This window comes from Pseudomonas graminis, assembly GCF_013201545.1.
GTDB lineage: Bacteria > Pseudomonadota > Gammaproteobacteria > Pseudomonadales > Pseudomonadaceae > Aquipseudomonas.
In genome coordinates this window covers 5,415,372-5,435,311 of sequence record NZ_CP053746.1, presented here as the reverse complement: position 1 = coordinate 5,435,311, position 19,940 = coordinate 5,415,372, and the positions used below count along the sequence as shown (strand labels likewise).

Annotated in this window: 15 protein-coding genes; 14 read left to right on the top strand and 1 reads right to left on the bottom strand. The window is 61.3% G+C overall.

The window, feature by feature from the left end; genetic code table 11:
* Nucleotides 1-7 precede the first annotated feature (7 nt).
* The 6 genes from cheR (at nt 8) to FX982_RS24090 (ending at nt 6,879) form a co-directional block, all read left to right on the top strand.
* Complete coding sequence (gene cheR / locus FX982_RS24115) at nt 8-835, top strand: protein-glutamate O-methyltransferase CheR (protein WP_172612885.1); 828 nt, start codon at nt 8-10, stop codon at nt 833-835.
* A 1,098-nt stretch (nt 836-1,933) separates the two neighbouring features.
* Nucleotides 1,934-2,341, top strand: coding sequence for a flagellar basal body rod protein FlgB (gene flgB, locus FX982_RS24110; protein WP_074893064.1), 408 nt, complete (start codon nt 1,934-1,936; stop codon nt 2,339-2,341).
* 3 nt (nt 2,342-2,344) lie between these two features.
* Entirely contained in the window at nt 2,345-2,788 is a 444-nt protein-coding gene (gene flgC / locus FX982_RS24105) for a flagellar basal body rod protein FlgC (protein WP_122624313.1), read from the top strand.
* Between the two features lie 15 nt (nt 2,789-2,803).
* The gene (locus FX982_RS24100; protein ID WP_172612884.1) at nt 2,804-3,523 is read left to right on the top strand and encodes a flagellar hook assembly protein FlgD; all 720 of its coding nucleotides are present in this window, start codon (nt 2,804-2,806) and stop codon (nt 3,521-3,523) included.
* Between the two features lie 28 nt (nt 3,524-3,551).
* Complete coding sequence (flgE, locus tag FX982_RS24095) at nt 3,552-4,886, top strand: flagellar hook protein FlgE (RefSeq protein WP_172612883.1); 1,335 nt, start codon at nt 3,552-3,554, stop codon at nt 4,884-4,886.
* A gap of 256 nt (nt 4,887-5,142) precedes the next feature.
* The gene (locus FX982_RS24090; RefSeq protein WP_172612882.1) at nt 5,143-6,879 is read left to right on the top strand and encodes a flagellar hook protein FlgE; all 1,737 of its coding nucleotides are present in this window, start codon (nt 5,143-5,145) and stop codon (nt 6,877-6,879) included.
* A gap of 335 nt (nt 6,880-7,214) precedes the next feature.
* On the opposite strand, the gene FX982_RS24085 is transcribed toward FX982_RS24090, so the two are convergent.
* Nucleotides 7,215-7,394 (bottom strand): hypothetical protein, encoded by a 180-nt coding sequence (locus tag FX982_RS24085; protein ID WP_172612881.1) that lies wholly within the window; start codon nt 7,392-7,394, stop codon nt 7,215-7,217.
* Between the two features lie 271 nt (nt 7,395-7,665).
* Between FX982_RS24085 and FX982_RS24080 the strand changes: the two genes are divergently transcribed.
* From FX982_RS24080 to FX982_RS24045, 8 genes are all read left to right on the top strand, one after another.
* Nucleotides 7,666-8,406, top strand: a complete 741-nt coding sequence (locus FX982_RS24080; protein WP_122534852.1) for a flagellar basal body rod protein FlgF — start codon at nt 7,666-7,668, stop codon at nt 8,404-8,406.
* Nucleotides 8,407-8,453: 47 nt separating this feature from the next.
* Nucleotides 8,454-9,242, top strand: coding sequence for a flagellar basal-body rod protein FlgG (gene flgG / locus FX982_RS24075; RefSeq protein WP_122534853.1), 789 nt, complete (start codon nt 8,454-8,456; stop codon nt 9,240-9,242).
* A 97-nt stretch (nt 9,243-9,339) separates the two neighbouring features.
* Complete coding sequence (gene flgH, locus FX982_RS24070) at nt 9,340-10,053, top strand: flagellar basal body L-ring protein FlgH (protein WP_122534854.1); 714 nt, start codon at nt 9,340-9,342, stop codon at nt 10,051-10,053.
* A 13-nt stretch (nt 10,054-10,066) separates the two neighbouring features.
* Nucleotides 10,067-11,176, top strand: a complete 1,110-nt coding sequence (locus FX982_RS24065; RefSeq protein WP_172612880.1) for a flagellar basal body P-ring protein FlgI — start codon at nt 10,067-10,069, stop codon at nt 11,174-11,176.
* A 12-nt stretch (nt 11,177-11,188) separates the two neighbouring features.
* Nucleotides 11,189-12,475, top strand: coding sequence for a flagellar assembly peptidoglycan hydrolase FlgJ (gene flgJ / locus FX982_RS24060; RefSeq protein WP_172612879.1), 1,287 nt, complete (start codon nt 11,189-11,191; stop codon nt 12,473-12,475).
* A 10-nt stretch (nt 12,476-12,485) separates the two neighbouring features.
* Nucleotides 12,486-14,528, top strand: coding sequence for a flagellar hook-associated protein FlgK (gene flgK, locus FX982_RS24055; protein ID WP_172612878.1), 2,043 nt, complete (start codon nt 12,486-12,488; stop codon nt 14,526-14,528).
* Nucleotides 14,529-14,541: 13 nt separating this feature from the next.
* Nucleotides 14,542-16,146: a flagellar hook-associated protein 3 gene (locus FX982_RS24050; RefSeq protein WP_172612877.1), complete on the top strand. Its 1,605-nt coding sequence runs from the start codon at nt 14,542-14,544 to the stop codon at nt 16,144-16,146.
* 123 nt (nt 16,147-16,269) lie between these two features.
* Nucleotides 16,270-19,851 carry a glycosyltransferase gene (locus tag FX982_RS24045; RefSeq protein ID WP_172612876.1) on the top strand — a complete coding sequence of 1,194 codons (3,582 nt, stop codon included), beginning with the start codon at nt 16,270-16,272 and terminating at the stop codon, nt 19,849-19,851.
* Nucleotides 19,852-19,940 lie beyond the last annotated feature (89 nt).

The window sequence follows — 19,940 nt, the reverse complement described above, 5'->3', positions numbered from 1 at the left end:
AGGCGGCATGTCGACAGGTAATTTGGATTTTGATCAGTTCCGGGTGTTCCTGGAAAAAGCCTGTGGCATTTTGCTGGGTGAAAATAAACAGTATCTGGTCTCCAGCCGCCTTAACAAGTTGATGGAGCAGCAGTCCATCAAGTCGTTGGGTGAGCTGATCCAGCGTATCCAGACCCAGCCGCGCAGCGGGTTGCGCGAGCAGGTGGTGGATGCGATGACCACCAACGAGACGTTGTGGTTTCGCGATACGTATCCCTTCGAGGTGCTGAAGAACAAGGTGTTGCCGGAGGCGATCAAGGCCAGCCCCAACCAGCGTTTGCGGATCTGGTCGGCGGCGTGCTCGTCGGGGCAGGAACCGTATTCGCTGTCGATGTCTATCGATGAGTTCGAGCGCAGTAACCCGGGGCAGCTGAAGTCGGGCGCGCAGATTGTGGCGACGGATTTGTCGGGTTTGATGTTGAACAATTGCAAGACGGGCGAGTACGACAGTCTGGCCATTGGCCGGGGGTTGTCGCCGGATCGTCTGCAGCGTTACTTCGATCAGAAGACGCCAGGGCGCTGGACGGTGAAGGCGCCGATCAAGAGCCGTGTGGAGTTTCGTTCGTTCAATCTTCTAGACAGTTATGCGGCGTTGGGCAAGTTCGATATGGTGTTTTGCCGCAACGTGCTGATTTATTTTTCGGCGGAGGTGAAGAAGGATATTTTGTTGCGTATCCATTCGACGTTGAAGCCTGGGGGGTATCTGTTCCTTGGGGCGTCGGAGGCGTTGAACGGGTTGCCCGATCATTATCAAATGGTGCAGTGCAGTCCCGGGATTATTTATCAGGCCAAGTGATTGGCTCCGGTTTTGATTTGATGAGAACCCCGCTTAGGCGGGGTTTTTTGTTTTGTGTTGGCGCTGGTAGGGCATCTGCCTCACGGCAGATATTTCGCCTTCGGCGAGTTACTTGATAAAGCCCCAAGTAACCAAGGGCTTTGTGCTCCTGGTTGGGCCCTTCCTTCGTCAGGGTTCCTTCACTCCGGTCCCGCTCCGTGGGCCCGCGCCGAACGGGCATCCATGCCCTGACGGCGCTCTCGCCGCATCCCTGCGGCTCGGCCCACTCCGCGAGACCTGCGTTCAGCCTGCACCCAAGTCGCGATTGGCGGTGACTGGACCATCTGTGTATGAAGATCAAAGGCAGATCAAAGGCTTCCCGGCTGAAGCCGGTCCCACTGGGTGAACACGATCTCACTGTAGGAGCCGGCTTGCTGGCGAATGCATTCTGTCAGTCGATCTATTCATACCTGACTCATCGGGTTCGCCAGCAAGCCGGCTCCTACAGAAAAAATGCGTTCCGTCAGGTAAAACGATGAACGACCAAAGATCGTTGAGACAACGGGCACCCAGTGGGACCGGCTTTAGCCAGGAAGCCGTTGATCTTGATCTGCTGTTGATCTTGATCTTGATCTTCATACCCAGCTAGCCCAGACGACACCCATCGCGACTTGGGTGCAGGCCGAACGCAGACGACGCGCAGTGGGCCGAGCCGCATGGATGCGGCGAGAGCGCCGTCAGGACATGGATGTCCGTTCGGCGCGGGCCCACGGAGCGTCGTCGGAGTGAGGGAACCCCGAGGTACGAGGGGCCTAACCAGGAGCAAGCACCCTTGGTTACTTGGGGTGCTTTTCCAAGTAACTCGCCGAAGGCGAAATATCTGCCGTGAGGCAGATGCTTTTGATTGTCTGCAAGGTCGAGCACGGACCCCCGTGACGGCAAAAAAACGGCACCGCGCTTGCCGCTTTCCTCCCCCGGAGCGGAAATCCCTTGCCGCTTTTCTGTCATCACCCCGCACCAACACCCCTGCAGCCCCCGGAAACACGCACTTTCAGCATGTGGCACGCACCTTGCTATAACTCCTGCACGTACATCTGGTCAGCCCTCAAAGGTCCCGACATGAGCATCAGTTTTGAAAACGCCCTCGGCATCCACGAAAAAGCGCTCAACTTCCGCGCCCAGCGTGCTGAAGTGCTGGCCAACAACATCACCAACGCCGACACCCCCAACTACAAGGCGCGTGACCTCGACTTCTCCAAAGTCCTGGCCGCCGAAAGCGACAAAAGCAAAAACGGCCACTTCGCCCTCGACATGACCAACAACCGTCACATCGAAGCCGAAGGCATGAGCGATGGCGAAGCCAGCCTGCTCTACCGGACCCCGTCGCAGCCGTCGCTCGACCAGAACACCGTCGACTCCCAGGTCGAAAATGCCAACTACGCCGAAAACGCCATCGGTTTTCAGGCCAGCTTCACCTTGCTCAACAGCAAATTCAAAGGGCTGGTTGCAGCCCTGCGCGGAGAGTAATCCATGTCCCTGTCCAGTGTTTTCAATATTGCCGGTAGCGGCATGAGTGCCCAGAACACCCGCCTCAACACCGTGGCCAGCAACATTGCCAACGCCGAAACCGTGTCCTCCAGCATGGACCAGACCTACCGCGCCCGACATCCGGTGTTCGCCACGGTCTTTCAGGGTCAGGAATCCGGTGGCAGCTCATCGCTGTTTGAAGAGCAGGGTCAGGCCGGCGTCGGCGTGCAGGTGTCCGGCATCGTCGAAGACGCCTCAAACCTCGAAGCACGTTACGAGCCAAACCACCCGTCAGCCGACAAGAACGGCTACGTGTATTACCCGAACGTCAACGTCGTCAACGAGATGGCCGACATGATCTCAGCCAGCCGTTCGTTCCAGACCAACGCGGAAATCATGAACACCGCGAAAACCATGATGCAGAAGGTCCTGACCCTGGGTCAGTGATAAAGGGCGAAATCCATGACGGTCTCAAACACAGACGCTACCTCGTCGTTCCTCAAAGGGTTGCAAAGCACGACCCCTGGAACCACAGGCACCAGCACCAAATCCAGCACGAGCAGCCTCACCGGGTCCAGCTCGCTGGGCAAGGATTCATTCCTGCAGTTGCTGGTCACGCAGATGCAGAACCAGAACCCGCTCGATCCGCAGGACAACAGCGAGTTCGTGGCGCAGCTGGCCCAGTTCAGCAGCCTGGAAACCATGCAGAACCTGAGCACCTCCGTCGACTCGATCAGCACCATGTACCAGTCGTCCCAGGCGTTGCAGGCCTCGTCGCTGGTCGGCCGTTCGGTGACCGTGGACGCAGGGTCGACCTACGTCGACACCAGTAAGGCCATGACCGGTTCCGTGGTGCTGCCATCGTCCAGCTCCGACACGACGGTGAAGATTTACGACAGCACCGGCACGAACGTCGTGCGCACCATCGACCTGGGCACGCAGAAAGCGGGCACCACGGCCTTCAGTTGGGATGGCAAGGATGACAGCGGCGTAGCGGTGGAAGCAGGCAACTACAGCTTCGTCGCCAACGGCAAGCTGGACGGTAAAGGCACTCAGCTGAGCACCTACCTGCCGGCGACAGTGAACAGCGTGACCATGGGGACAACGGGCTCTGACATGACGTTGAACCTCGCCGGCGGCACCCAGGTGGCACTGGCAAATATCAAGCAAATCGGAATTTAGAGCCGACTAGACGGCGCAGGAGTTAATCATGTCTTTCAATGTTGGTCTTAGTGGGCTCTACGCGGCAAACAAAAGTCTGGACGTTACCGGCAACAACATTGCCAACGTCGCGACCACCGGCTTCAAATCTTCCCGTGCGGAGTTTGCTGACCAGTACGCCCAATCGATTCGCGGCACCTCCGGTGGCACCAACACCGGCAGCGGCGTCTCCACCGCCGCCGTGTCGCAGCAGTTCACCCAAGGCACGCTGAACACCGGTACTGGCCGCAGCCTGGACCTGGCGATCAACGGCAACGGCTTTTTCATGCTGAGCAACAACGGCGAGAAGCTGTACACCCGTGCGGGCGCTTTTCACACCGACACCGATGGCTACGTCATCAACGAAGCGGGCAACAACCTGCAGGGCTACAGCGTCGACGGCCAGGGCAATGTCGCCACCGGCGTGCTGAGCAACCTGCGTGTCGACTCCTCGAACCTGGCGCCGAAAAGCACGGGTGTCATCACAGTCGCTTCCAACCTGAACTCCTCGTCGACCTTGCCGACGGTTCCGACATTCTCGCCTTCGGACACCAACAGTTACACCACCACCTACAGCACGCCGCTGTATGACAGTCAGGGCAACCAGCACACCCTCGACCAGTATTTTTCGAAGACGGGCACCAATACCTGGACCATGTACAGCCTGGTCGATGGCCGCAGCATCAACGATCCAACGTCTACCAAAGCTGACGCCACAGCCGTGACCTTCGATTCGTCGGGTGGCTTGATCACCAGCGGCGCCGGCGGCCCGGATACCACCAACTCGCCCAACGTGAGCGTGGGCACGGACGGGATCTTCTCTATCAACAACTGGGTGCCGGCTGCCAAGACCACTGTCGGCAGCACTACCACCTGGTCGAGCAATGGCGCGGCCGCGAATGCGGGCGGGATCAAGCTCAACATGCTGGCCACCACCCAGACCAACGCAGTGTCCGGTGCAATCAGCAAGACTCAGGACGGTTACGCCACCGGCCAGATCACGGCCATGAACATCGACGCCACCGGCAACATGTTCGCGACCTACACCAATGGTCAGTCGAAGGTGATCGGCCAAGTGTCGTTGACCAACTTCGCCAACGTGCAGGGTCTGGCACCGGCAGGCGGCACCAACTGGCGCGAGTCGTCCGCATCGGGCATTCCGGTCACGGGCGCGCCGCAGTCGGGTACGCTGGGTTACTTGACCGGGCAGGCGCTGGAAGAATCCAACGTCGACCTGACCGGTGAGCTGGTCAACCTGATCAAGGCGCAAAGCAACTATCAGGCGAACGCCAAGACCATTTCGACGCAAAGCACCATCATGCAGACCATCATTCAGATGACCTGATAACGGTCGCTGGACACGCTCGATGAAGCCCCTCTTTGAGGGGCTTTTTTTATGCCTTTTTTTGGCAGGAAATATCGAGAGCCGTCCCACTCTACAACTGGAAACTTCCTACTTTCGTCTTTGCGAGAATCAAGTTCGCTGACAAATAAATGCCATTGAGCGGTGCCATCTAAGGGGCCCTTTCGATTGCATTCCTTTGCCCGCGATCTCGATGCATCGACGAACGTGTCGTTGAACAACGACTCAGGGAGTGTTCATGTCATTCAACACAGCGGTTTCTGGTTTGCACGCGGCGCACAAGCGCATGGAAGTGGCCGGCAACAACATCGCCAACGTCCACACCTCCGGTTTCAAATCTTCGCGCGCCGAGTTCTCGGCGGTCTATTCCTCATCGATGCTCGGCGGCAGTCGTACGGCCGCAGGTGACGGCGTTCAACTGGCCAACGTTTCGCAGAACTTTGCGCCCGGCGGAGTCATCACCAGCGAGGGCAGGGCGCTCGACATGCGCATTCAGGGCAGCGGTTTTTTTGTCATGAGTGACGCTGGTTCCATCAGCTACGGCCGGTCAGGGGCCTTTATCAAGGATGCGCAGAATTTTGTCGTCGACTCCCACGGCAGCCGCTTGCAAGGCTATGGGGTGACGGACGACGGAAAGGTGATCAGCGGCGTTCGCACGGATTTGAAGATTGACGCCGCCGGCATGTCGCCCAAGGCCACCGGCAAGATGGAGCAGACCCTCAACCTGAACGCGGCGTCGGCGTCACTCGGCGCCATCCCGCGCTTCGACCCCGGCGACCCGACCACGTACACACGGGTCACGGGGCGGCTGATCCAGGACGCCGGCGTTCCGCCAACGGATCACGAGCTCAAGCACTATTTCGTCAAGACCGAAAACAAGAACTGGACGTCCTACCTTCTCATCGACGGCGTCAATCCGCTGGACCCTACCAGTACCGCGCCGCTGGAGATGGGTTTGCAGGTGTCTGCGGCCGGCAGACTCTCGGTCACCGGCGCGACGGCGGCGGTGAAGATGATTTCCGACACCGAGTTGTCCCTGCAGACATGGCGCCCGGCGGTCAATGTCAACGGCACCTGGACCGCCAGCCCCGCGCCTTCTCCGGGACCGATCTCACTGCCGCTGCTGGACGGCGGCCTGCCCGTGCTCGACCCGGCCGATCCGCTCATGCCACGGCCTGTACCGGCGTTCGATCCTGCGGACATCACCACCTACACCAAGGCGTTCACCTACGGCGTGTTCGACAGCCTGGGCATGCGCCACGAGATGACCCAGTACTTTGTCAAAGACGGCAGCAACAGCTGGAAGATGCATACGCTGATCGACGGGCGCAACCCGCAGGACCCGGCCAGCACGGCGCCGTCGACGGCGAGCATGCTGTTCGACTCCGGCGGCTCGCTGCAGTCGCTGACGGGCAGCCAGTGGCTGACCGCCGCCAACAACACCCTGACCCTCAGTGGTTGGGTGCCGGCCAAGCCCCTGGACGGTAACAAGCCAGGCGGGCGTTGGGTGGCGAACGGCGCGGTGGGAAATGCCGACGGGATTGTCATGGACTTCAACAACATCAGTCAGCACAACGCCGCCACGGGCAGCAGCAACATCGTCATTGACGGACACACGGCAGGGCAGGCCACTCAGTTGACGGTCGACAAAAGCGGCATGCTGATGATCGGGTTCAGCAATGGCGAGCATCGCAACGTCGGCCAGGTCATGCTCGCCAGCTTCGCCAACAACCAGGGGCTGCAGCCGGTGAGCGACACGCGCTGGGTCGAAACCCTGGCCTCCGGCGTCGCCAATTACGACACCCCGGGTGCCGGCACGCTGGGCAGCGTCATCGGCCACTCGCTGGAGGGCTCCAATGTCACGTTGACCAATGAGCTGGTGGAGCTGATCCAGGCGCAGACGGCCTATCAGGCGAACTCGAAAACCCTGTCCACGGAGGCGGAACTGATGCAGACGTTGATACGCGCGACCTGATGCCGGATTTCACGTGAACACGAATGAGGGGCCGGCTTTAGCCGGGAAGGCGGGGTGTCAGACGATTGATGCGTCTTAGGCACACCGCCTTCGCGAGCAAGCTCGCTCCTACAGGGGATCGGCGTCATGCACAGAACCTGTGGGAGTCAGCTTGCTGGCGAATGCAGTGGGTCAGGCGAGATGGATGGCACAGGCAAACCGCTTTCGCGAGCAAGCTCACTCCTACAGGTCTTGCGCCGAGCAGGGATATCCGGTTGTGCCGGGACCATTGTGAGACCGGCTTTAGCCGGGAAGGCGGCGTGTCAGGCGATCAAGCTGTAGCAGATCGATACCAATCAAATCGAACAATCCGACTTCACATATGCGGCGCTGATCCGGGTCCAGCCTTCGCCGGGGCTGGTCTGGGCGCAGACCGTGCGGTGGGCGCCTTGCCAGAGGAAATAGGGCGCCGGTGCCGCCCATACGGCAAGCGAGCAAGCGATTGTTGTGAGGAGCAGGGCAATGCGCAGACCCATGACAGTTTTCCGTAGCGACTCAAGCGAATTCACAAAACGCTGCAAGTTTCGCACCCCATGGAAAGTTTTCTGGCGCTCGCTGCCGTCAATTTGCAGGAAACCGGCAGTCTGCTGTCGCGAGGCGGCTCAAACCGGATCCCAGTCCGCCAAATGCGGCCGGAATCATTGAAGAATCAACGCTTTGTCTCTCCGCTCAAAAACTGGTTCGATTATTGCTAAGACCTGTTCAGTACAGCTACAGGCGGCAAGCGTCTGTCGGAGGAGGAAGACTGTGGACAAGTTGCTATACGTGGCCATGAGCGGAGCGTCGGAAAACGCCATCGCCCAAAAGGCCCATGCCAACAACCTGGCGAACGTTTCGACCAACGGGTTTCAGCGCGACCTCGAGCAGGCGCGTTCCATGCCCGTGTTCGGCGAGGTCAACCCGTCCCGGGCGTACGCCATGAGCGAACGTCCGGGCACTGACTTCAGCCAAGGCGCGATGGTCGACACCGGCCGCGAACTGGACGTCGCCGTCAAAGGCGACGGCTGGATGGCGGTGCAGACCGCTGACGGCGGCGAAGCCTACACCCGCACCTCGAGCATGAACATCGACGCCCTCGGCGTGTTGCGTGATGGCAACGGTTTGCCGGTCATGGGCAACAGCGGGCCGATTGCCGTGCCTCCGCAGCAGCAGATCGAGATCGGCGCCGACGGCACCATCAGCGTTCGCTCGCTGGGCGAGAGTCCCCAGGTCATGGCCCAGATCGACCGCATCAAACTGGTCAAAGGCGACCAGACCACCATGGAAAAAGGCCCCGACGGCCTGATGCACACCAAAAGCGGCAGACCGGCGCAAGCCGACGCTACGGTTCAGGTTGAATCCGGGTTTCTGCAGGCCAGCAACGTCAACGCCGTCGACGAGATGACCTCGGTACTGGCCTTGTCCCGCCAATTCGAACTGCACATCAAGATGATGAAGACCGCCGAGCAGGATGACGAGTCGATGGCTCGCGTCTTGCAAATGGGCTAATGACTGACAGCTTGCGCCGATAAACAGGCGCTCGAGGAGATTCAAACATGCTTCCGGCACTCTATGTTGCTAAAACCGGTCTGGCCGCCCAGGACACCAACCTGACGACCATTTCCAACAACCTGGCCAACGTTTCGACCACCGGTTTCAAAAGCGACCGTGCGGAATTCCAGGACCTGCTCTACCAGATCAAGCGTCAGCCAGGCGCCCAGTCCACTCAGGACAGCGAGCTGCCATCGGGCCTGCAACTGGGTACCGGTGTGCGCATCGTCGGCACCCAGAAAAACTTCACCGCCGGCAGCCTGCAGACCACCAATCAGCCGCTGGACATGGCGGTCAACGGTCGTGGGTTCTTCCAGATCCGTCAGCCTGACGGCACCCTGGCGTACACCCGTGACGGTACGTTTCACCTGGACAGCAACGGCCAGATCGTGACCTCCAACGGCTATGCCCTGGAGCCGGCTATCGTCGTTCCGCAGGACTCGCAGACCTTCACCGTCGGCGAAGACGGTACGGTTTCGGTCACTACATCGGCCAACGCCGCCACGCCGCAGATCATCGGCAACGTACAGACCGCCGACTTCATCAACCCGGCCGGCCTGCAATCCCAGGGCGGCAACCTGTACCTGGAAACCGCTTCCAGCGGCGCACCCCAGGTCGGTACGCCGGGCCTCAACGGTTTGGGCGTGGTCAAGCAGAACACCCTGGAAAACTCCAACGTCAGCACCGTTGAAGAACTGGTGAACATGATCACCACCCAGCGTGCCTACGAGATGAACTCCAAAGTGATCTCGACCGCTGACTCGATGCTGCAGTACGTGACCCAGAACCTGTAAGCCCTTCTTGAAACGCCTGATGTCCTGCTGCGAAACACCTGATCAATTCCAAGGGGCGCCTGAAAACCGCCTGCTACACCGCGAGGTTTTAAGTGTCATGAAACGGCTCTCTGTATTGCGGCTTTCCCTGTTGGCAGCTCCTGTGTGCGGTATCGCGCTGCTGACCGGCTGCGTTGCGCCTGCGGCCAAACCCAATGACCCTTATTACGCGCCGGTGTTGCCGCGCACGCCGCTGCCATCAGCGGCCAGCAACGGTTCGATTTATCAGGCCGGTTTCGAACAGAACCTTTATGGCGACCGCAAAGCGTATCGGGTGGGTGACATCATCACCATCACCCTGTCCGAGCGCATGGCCGCCAGCAAGGCCGCCAGTTCCGGCATCAGCAAGACCAGTAAAACCAGCCTCGGCCTGACCTCGCTGTTTGGCGCGGGCGTGAGCACCAATAACCCCGTGGGCGGCGGCAACCTCAGCCTGGACGCCGGCTACAGCGGCGACCGCGCCACCAAGGGCGATGGCAAGGCCGCGCAAAGCAACAGCCTGACCGGCTCGATCACCGTGACCGTCGCTGACGTGATGCCCAACGGCATTTTGCTGGTGCGCGGCGAGAAGTGGATGACCCTGAACACCGGTGACGAACTGGTGCGCATCGCCGGCCTGATTCGCGCCGACGACATCGCCACCGACAACACCGTGTCGTCGACCCGTATTGCCGATGCACGCATCACTTATTCCGGTACAGGCGCGTTTGCCGATTCCAGTCAGCCAGGCTGGTTCGACCGATTCTTCCTCAGCCCGTTGTTCCCTTTCTGATAGCGGGATAGCCATGATCACGTTCAAGCAACTGATAGCGGCAGTGCTGCTGTTCACCACCGCACTGGGCGCCCACGCCGAGCGCCTGAAGGACATCGCCAGCATTTCCGGCGTACGGACCAACCAGTTGATCGGTTACGGTCTGGTGGTGGGGCTCAACGGCACGGGTGACCAGACCACCCAGACGCCGTTCACCCTGCAGACCTTCAACAACATGCTCTCGCAGTTCGGCATCAAGGTGCCGGCGGGCTCGGGCACCGTGCAGCTGAAAAACGTCGCGGCCGTGGCCGTGTACGCCGACCTGCCGCCGTTCGCCAAACCGGGTCAGCAGATCGACATCACCGTATCGTCCATCGGTAACTCGAAAAGCCTGCGCGGCGGTGCCCTGCTGATGACCCCGATGAAAGGTATCGACGGCAACGTCTATGCCGTGGCCCAGGGCAACCTGGTGGTCGGCGGCTTTGATGCCGAAGGCCGCGACGGTTCGAAGATCACCGTCAACGTGCCGTCTTCCGGGCGCATTCCAGGTGGTGCATCGGTTGAACGTGCCGTGCCGAGTGGCTTCAACCAGGGCAACTCCCTGACCCTGAACCTCAATCGCAACGACTTCACCACCGCCAAGCGCATCGTCGACAAGATCAACGACATGCTTGGCCCTGGCGTGGCTCAGGCGCTGGACGGCGGCTCTGTGCGGGTCACCGCGCCGCTGGACCCCAACCAGCGTGTTGATTACCTCTCGGTGCTGGAAAACCTGGAAATCGATCCGGGCCAGACCTCCGCCAAAGTCATCATCAACTCGCGCACGGGTACCATCGTCATCGGCCAGAACGTCAAGGTTTCGCCGGCAGCCGTCACCCACGGCAGCCTGACCGTGACCATCACCGAAGACCCGATCGTCAGTCAGCCGGGCGCGTTCTCCAACGGCCAGACTGCTGTAGTCCCGCGCTCGAAGATCAACGCCCAGCAGGAAATGCACCCGATGTTCAAGTTCGGTCCGGGCACCACGCTGGATGAAATTGTCCGCGCGGTTAACCAGGTGGGCGCAGCGCCAGGCGACTTGATGGCGATTCTCGAAGCACTGAAACAGGCTGGCGCGTTGCAAGCCGACCTGATTGTGATTTAAGAGGCAATCTGAATGAGCATTCCAAGCGGCGGCGTTTCTTCCGGTGATTCAGGTGCGTATACCGACCTCAATCGTCTGACGGCCATGAAAACCGGTGATCGCGACAGCGAGGGCAACCTCAAGAAAGTCGCGCAGGAATTCGAGTCGCTGTTCGTCAGCCAGATGCTCAAGGCCATGCGTTCGGCCAACGAGGTGCTTGCCAAGGACAACCCGATGAACACTGCGGCGACGCGGCAGTATCAGGACATGTACGACCAGCAACTGTCGGTGAGCATGTCCCGGGAGGGTGGCGGCATCGGTCTGCAGGACGTGCTGATGCGTCAACTGTCGAAAAACAAGGGCGCTGAAATTGCACCGGCCAGCACCGGGCTGGTGTCCGGTGGCAAAACGGAGGCGAAGGTCGACGGCAAAGCCGACGCGCCTGCGCAAGCCGGCCTGGCCACGCGTATCGCTCAACGCCCGCTGTGGGCCAGCCGTGCGGTGACAGCTCCGGACGCCGGCGACGGCGCGGTGCATAACGACGTGGCGGCGCTCAACTCCCGTCGCCTGTCGCTGCCAAGCAAGCTGAGCGACCGCATCATGGCCGGTATCGTGCCGAATGCATCGGGTGCCCAGGACCCTGCCGCCAGCGCCACCACACTGAAAAACCGGATTGCCGTTTCCAATGCCGTGGCCGCCGCGAAGAGCGCGGGCTCCCAGGGCAATGGCGACTGGACGGTCGGGCCGCAATACGCCGCGGATGCCGACGCTTATGTGCGCAGCCGCGTGCAGACGCCGCTGGCGCCGGGCAAGAGCGCGTTCGCCAACAAAGACGACTTCGTCGCCACGATGATGCCGTTGGCCAAAGACGCCGCGGCCCGCATTGGCGTCGACCCAAGCGTGCTGGTGGCCCAGGCCGCGCTGGAAACCGGCTGGGGCAAATCGATCATGCGTCAGTCCGATGGCGGCAGCAGCTACAACCTGTTCGGCATCAAGGCCCAGGGCGGCTGGAAAGGACCGGAAGCACGTGCAATTACCAGTGAGTTCCGCGACGGCCAGATGGTCAAGGAAACGGCGGATTTCCGTGCCTACGACTCGTACGCCAGCAGCTTCCACGACCTGGTGAGCTTCCTGCAGAACAACAGTCGCTATAAAGAAACCCTGAAATCAGCCGATAGCCCGGAACAGTTTGTGAAAGAGCTGCAGAAAGCCGGATACGCAACCGACCCGTCCTATGCCAGCAAGATTTCTCAGATAGCGAAACAGATGAAGAGCTACCAGACCTACGCATCCGCCTCGGGCTCTTCCACGACTTTATAAGGTTTGAACCATGTCACTGATCTCAATCGGGCTTTCGGGACTCACCGCCAGCAGCGCAGCGATGACGACGATCGGCAACAACACTGCCAACGTCGACACGCAGGGCTACTCGCGTCAGCAAGTGATGACCACCGCCGGGGCTCAGCAGAATATCGGCGTCGGTTTCATCGGCACCGGTACGACGTTGTCCGACGTGCGCCGCATCTACAACGGCTACCTCGATAACCAATTGCAGACCAGTACCTCGCTCAACGCCGATGCCACCGCGTACCTGAGCCAGGCCAGCAAGCTCGACTCGATCCTGTCGGACAGCTCGACCGGCGTCAGCACCGTGCTGGCAAAGTTTTTCACTGACCTGGGCGCCCTCGCGTCCAAGCCGACCGACAACGCGGCCCGCACGACGTTTCTGACCAGTGCATCGGCCCTGGCCGGTCAGTTCAACACCATCTCGTCGCAGATGAAGGACCAGAACGCGAGCATCAACACCCAGCTGACCACGGCAACAGGGCAGGTGAACGCACTGGCGTCGTCCATTGCCACCCTCAACAAGCAGATCACCGAGGCCCAGTCTTCCGGCGGTCAGCCCAATACGTTGCTCGATTCGCGTACCGAAGCGGTACGCCAGTTGAATGAACTGGTGGGCGCCAAGGTCGTTGAAACCAACGGCAGCTATGACGTTTATATCGGCACCGGCCAGCCGCTGGTGACGGGCACCACCGCCAACACATTGAGCGCAGTGCCGAGCGACAGCGACCCGAGCGTGTACGCGCTGAAACTGAAATATCAGAACAACGTCGTCGATGTCTCAAGCGTGGTGACCGGCGGCTCCCTGGGCGGCCTGCTGCGGTATCGCAGTGAAGTGCTGCAGCCAGCCGCCAGCGAGCTGGGCCGTCTGGCGGTGGTCGCCTCCGATCAGATCAACAGCCAGCTCAACCAGGGTGTGGACGCCAACGGCAATTTCGGCAGCAATCTGTTCGTCAGCGTTAATGACCCAAGCCTGACCAGCCAGCGCAGCCTTGCCAACAAGACCAACGATCAGTCGTCGGGCAACTTCGCGGTGTCCATTGCCAACAGCGGCGCGCTGCAGACCAACGATTATCAGGTGACCTTCACCGATGCCAGCGGCCAGTACAGCGTCAAGCGTCTGCCGGACGGCAAGGACATGGGTTCTTACAATACCGCCGCCACCTCGGCGCCGGTCATCGACGGCTTCTCGCTGAAATTCAACGGCACCTCCACCGAGGGTGACAGCTTCAAGATCAGCCCGACCAAAACCGGCGCTGACGGCATCAAGGTGGTGATGACCGACCCGAAAGCCATCGCCTCGGCCAGTCCGCTGACCGGTAGCTCCATCGTGAGCAAAGGCTCGGGCACGTTCACCCAGCCCGTGTTGTCGACCCAGGCCGACATCTACAATCCGACGGCCACTGCCGATCTGCGCAATGCGCTCACAGCGTCGACGCCGATGCGTTTGCTCATGGGCGATGTCACCAATGGTGCTCAGAGCTACTCGCTGGTCGATGCTCAAGGTGCGGCGGTCAAAGACAAGTCAGGCAACGCGATCACCGGCTCTGTGGTTCCAGGCTCGTCCAACGACATCAGTCTGGAAGTGGGCTACACCGACTCGTCGGGGGCGGCGCAGTCGTTCAAATTGGGGATGACCATCGCCGGGAAGCCCAACAGCGGCGACACCTACAGCATCGCGATGACCGGCGCCGGGTCCTCGGACAACCGCAACGCGGTATCGGTGGGGACCCTGCAAACCAAACAGACCCTCGACGCCGCAGCGGGCAACGGCACCGGCATGAGCCTGAGCGGTGCCAACGCCAACATGATCACCACGGTGGGCAGCAAGGCCGCCCAGGCCAAGAATGACACCACGGCGACCACCGCAGTGTTGACCCAGGCCAAGACCGCGCGCGACAGCGTTTCCGGTGTGTCGCTGGATGAAGAAGCCGCCAACCTGGTCAAGTATCAGCAGTACTACACCGCCTCGTCGCAGATCATCAAAGCGGCTCAAGCCATTTTCAGCACGCTGATCAACAGTCTTTAAGGAATCGTAATCCATGCGTATCTCAACGACCCAGTTTTACGAAACCAGTGCGGCGAACTACTCGCGCACCTACGCCAACGTCACCAAGACCGGCGATGAAGTGGCCAGTCAGGTCAAGCTCAACACCGCTGGCGATGACCCGGTGGGCGCCGGCCGTGTGCTGCAATTGCAGCAAATGGGCACGATGCTCAATCAGTACAAGTCCAACATCGACACCATCAACACCGGTGTCGTGCAGACCGAAACCGCGCTGACCGCCGTGACATCAGCGATTCAACGGGCGCAGGAACTGGTGCTGGCTGCAGGCAACGCGACGTTTACCGACAAAGACCGTCAGGCCAACGCAGCCGAGCTCAAAGAAGTCCAGACGCAGATTCTGGGCCTGATGAACAGCCAGGACGCCGATGGCACCTATCTGTTCTCCGGCTCCAAGGGCACCACGGCGCCCTACGCCCTCAGCACCGACGGCACCTACAGTTATCAGGGCGATCAGACCCGCAATCAGTTGGCAGTCGGCAGTGGCATCACCATGGCCAGCAACACCACTGGCTGGGATGCATTCGAGCAGGCGATCAACACCACGCGCACCTCAATGACCCTGACCTCACCGGCGGTCAATGACAACGTGATCGCGCTGTCCGGTGGCAGCGTGACCAACTCGGCTGAGTACAACACCAAATTCACCCCTGGCGAGCCCTACAGCATCTCGTTCCAGAGCAGCACTCAGTTCAAGATTCTCGACAAGGACGGCACCGACGTCACGGCAGAAGCCTCGTCGGCGGGCAAGTTCACGTCCACCAGCGCCGCCAACCAGACCGTCGGTTTTCGAGGGCTTCAAATTGACCTGAACGTCAATCTGACCGATGCCCAGTACGGCAACTCGGCCCAGGCCGACACCGCCGTGGCCGGCCACACGTTCACGCTGGCGGTGTCCAACAGCACCGTGAGCACGTCGCGTTTGCCGGGAAACCCGTCGACCACGGTGGTCACCGATTCCAAGGTCACCGACCAGACCAAATTCAACGAGACGTTTCCCTCGGGCGGCGCAATCATTCGCTTCAGCAGCGCCACGGATTTTGCGCTGTACGCGGCGCCCTACGATGCTGCCACCAGCAAGCCGGTGTCGAGCGGCACCCTGACCGGCACGCCGGTGGCCAATCAGGCGGTCGCGTCAGGTGTCACGTTCACCTTCAGCGGATCGCCGGTGGCCCTGGCCAGCGGCGACCAGTTCACTGCGCAGCCAGCGAGCCAGCAGAACCAGAACATCCTCAACACCCTGTCCAGCGTCATCACCGCGCTGAACGGCAAGGTCGACGGTGACCCGGTGGCCAAGCAAAAACTGCAGGCCACGCTGACGTCGACGATCGGCAACCTGACCAGCGCTGCCAACCAGATCAACGACGCGGTCAGCGACGGTGGTGCGCGTGCGAAAACAGCGACCGACCAGAGCGTGACCAACCAGAACCTGCTGGACAACGGCTCCAACGAGTCCAGCAGCATCACCGCCTCTGACCCGGTTGACGCCATTGCCCGCCTGACCCTGCAGAAAACCATGTTGCAAGCGTCACAACTGGTCTTCACCCAGCTGTCAGCGCTGAATCTGTTCAGCAAACTGTGATTGCCCCACTGGACGCGCACGGCGGTTGATCCCGGCGTTCGTGTCCGCTGAGCGTCAACCGTTATTGTCAGCGGTTAGGCCGGACCTTTGCGACAAAGGCCGGCGCCGCTCGTGAGTCTGCCCGTGAATTCAGTTCCCCTCGTCAGTATCGTCATCCCTGCCTACAACCCCCATTTTTTCCAGACGGCCCTGGCCAGCGCCTTGACCCAGAGCTACGAGCGTCTTGAAGTCATCGTTTGCGATGATTCGCGTGGCAACGAAATCAGCGACATCGTCGACAGTCTGAAAGCCCTGACCACGGTCGAACTGCGCTACGTGCGCAACCCGCAGCGCCTGGGTTTCGTCGGCAATCTGTTGCACTGCCTGTCTCAGGCCACGGGCGAGTACGTCAAGTTTCTGTGTGACGATGATCGCCTGTTTCCCGGCTGTATCACGATGCAGGCGCAGGCATTTGATGCCAACGCCGACGTCAATCTGGTGCTGGCCCAGCGCTTTCTGTGGGACGCCGACAGCATTCAGTTGCCATCCCGTCTGGAAAACACTCCGGTTGCGCCCAAGAACTCGCTGTTCCTCGGCACGGACATGCTGGCGATTTTCGAGAATTTCCCGTCCAACTTCCTGGGCAGCTTCAGCAGCGCGATGTTTCGCCGCGCGGACCTTGATGAGCTGCTGCCCGCCCTGACCGGCAGCGGCCAGGGCTTCGTCGCCATGCTGGATCTGGCGCTTTACACCTGCCTGCTGCGTCGCGGCAATCTGATCGTGCTCAATCAAGTCCTGAGCGTCGAGCGTCTGCACCCGGAGCGCCTCAGTCGGCAGCAAGCCATGCGTACGGCGGCCGCCAGCGAGCTGACCTGGCTGGTGGACATGCTCAAGGCCCGCACCAGCGAGCCTCCGCCCGCCCAGGGCTGGGTGCGTTACGTTGAATTGGAACACGCTGACCGGCTCCCGCGAGTCTGGGAAGAACTGGCGCTGAGTCGTACGCTGGGCAGCCAGCAAGCGGTGCTGCCCCTCAAAGTGGGTGTCGACAGCCAGAGCTTTGCCGAACTGTACGCACAGTGGCTGGCGTGCCGGACCTTCACGGATCACCAGAAAGTTCTGCTGCCAGACCGGCTCCGCCGATTGCCGATGCAGCCGAAAATCGTTGCCGTTGTCATCGACGAGCACGGCAGCAGCGCGCGACGCAACCTCACGCTTGACAGCCTGGCCGCGCAGTTCTATCCCCCGGAGCTGACGGTGATGCTCACGGGATCGGTCACCGAGCCTGAGCGGGACGAGCGCCTGTTCAAACTGCCATTGCAGGCCGATTGGGCCGAACAGCTGAATGGCGTGCTGGCGCAACTGGAAGGGGCCGACTGGTTTTACCTGCTGCGTGCCGGTGACCGGCTGGTAGCGCCGGCCCTGCTGACGCTGGCCGATCGGATCGCCACCTCGCCCGAGCTGCGCTGCCTGTACAGCGACGAGGGCGCGTTGCGTGAGGGTGAATCGGCAGAGCCGGTGTTCAAGCCGGCGTTCAACCTGGATTTCCTGCGCAGTTACCCGTACGTCGGCCGAGCCCTTGTATTCGAGCGCCAGCGGTTCATCGCGCTGGGCGGGTTCGATGCCGGATTTGGCGAGCTGGCGCCCCACGATGTGATCTGGCGGCTGGTCGAAAGCGATGGCGCCGAGGTCATCGGGCATGTCGCTGATCTGCTGGTGGAAAGCCAGTTTGCACTGGGTCAGTGGCTCGGCTCGGACGGCGTCATCGAGCAAAACCCGCGGGTGGTGCAGGCGCACTTGCAGCGCTGCGGCATTGCTCACCAGATGCGCCAGGGTAACCAACCGCTGCTCAACCGCATTGATTACCTGCATGGGCAGGCGCCACGGGTGTCCATCATCGTCAGCCATCGCAACCAATTGGCGGTGCTGCAGCGCTGTTTCGAAAGCTTGCTGGAAAAAACCGCGTATGCCCATTACGAGCTGCTGATTGCCGACAACGCCAGCGACAGCCCCGAGGCACTGGCCTGGCTGAAGGGGTTGGCGAGCATGGGCAGCGACAAGGTCCGCGTGCTGTACAGCGCCGAACGTCTCAGTCTGACGGCACTGCGTAACTTCGCAGCCGGTCAGGCGCGCGGCGAGTACCTGCTGATGCTCAATCCCTACGCGGTGGTGACCCAGGGCGACTGGCTGGATGAGTTGTTGACCCACGCACAGCGGCCGGAAGTCGGGGTGGTCGGCGGCAAGCTGTTCGATGCCAATGGCGCCATCGTCCACGCCGGGGTGATCCTTGGTCTGCAGAACTCGGCAGCCACGCCTTTCTACGGTGAGTCTCTGGGTGCGTCGGGCTACATGCAACGGCTGCAAGTGGTTCAGGACTTGAGCGCGGTGGGGGGTGACTGCCTGATGGTGCGCACGTCGGTGTTCAAGCAGGTCGGCGCGCTGGACGCCGACGCGTTCGCCGACTCGTTCAGCGAAGTGGACCTGTGCCTGCGCGTGCGCCAGCACGGTTATCTCGTGGTGTGGACACCGTTCGCGGTCATGGCTCTGGGCACCGCGCCGGTCGCAGCAGCCGACGATCAGGCGCAACAGCGCCAGACCCGCGAGCTGGAAACCCTTTACCTGCGCTGGCTGCCGATCATTGCGCGGGATCCTGCGTACAACCCGAGCCTGACCCTGGACGCTTACAGTTTTCGTCTGGACCCCGGCCTGCGCACCGGCTGGTCGACGTTTTCCGAACGCTCGCTGCCCAGCGTACTGGCCTTGCCGATGAACGCCACGGCCGTCGGCCATTACCGGGTGACCCAGCCGTTCATCGAGCTGTCGGCCGCTGACAGGATCATCGGCCAGATCGCGTATGACGCCCCGACCACGATCGAACTGGAGCGCCGCACGCCCGACGTGATTGTGTTGCAGGGCCGCTATCACGAGGCGTCGATGGAGGACACGGTGCGGCTGAAGACCTTCTCCAATGCCCGGCGCATTTTCGAGCTCGATGACTACGTGATCAGCGTTCCGAAGAAAAACGCCCACGGCCGACACATGCCGACCAACCTGGAGGCCGTGGTCAAGCGCGGCATCAGCCTGTGCGACCGGGTCGTGGTGTCCACCCATGCGCTGGGCAACGCGCTGTCGTCCATGCACCACGACATCCGCGTGGTCCCGAACATGCTGGCACCGCACCTGTGGACCGGCCGCCGGGCCCAGCGCCGGACCTCGTTCAAACCCAGGGTCGGTTGGGGTGGCGGTACCAGCCACGGCGGTGACCTGGAGGTGATCGCCCAGGTCATTCGCGAGCTGGCCGACGAGGTGGACTGGGTGTTCTTCGGCATGTGCCCGCAGGAACTGCGCCCCTATCTCAAGGAGTTTCACGCGGCGGTCAGCCTGGAGGCCTATCCGGCCAAGTTGTCCAGCCTGAATCTGGACCTAGCGCTGGCGCCGCTCGAGTACCACATTTTCAACGACTGCAAGAGCAACCTGCGGCTGCTTGAGTACGGCGCCTGTGGCTATCCGGTCATTTGCACTGATACCGAAGCGTACCGGGGCTATTTGCCCTGCACCCGTCTGACGGCCAACACCACGGAAGAGTGGCTGGAAGCGATCCGCATGCACCTGGCAGACCCGCAGGCCAGCTACCGGATGGGCGACGAGTTGCACGACGTGGTGATGCGCGACTTCATGCTGCGCGGCGACAATCTGCAGTATTGGGTCAACGGCTGGCTGGCCGACTGATAAAAACCTCAGGCGGCACCCGCCGGTGCTGTAGGGGGACGATCGGACTCTCTGCCAAATCAGTGACGCGTGCGCCGGGTCAAGCTGGC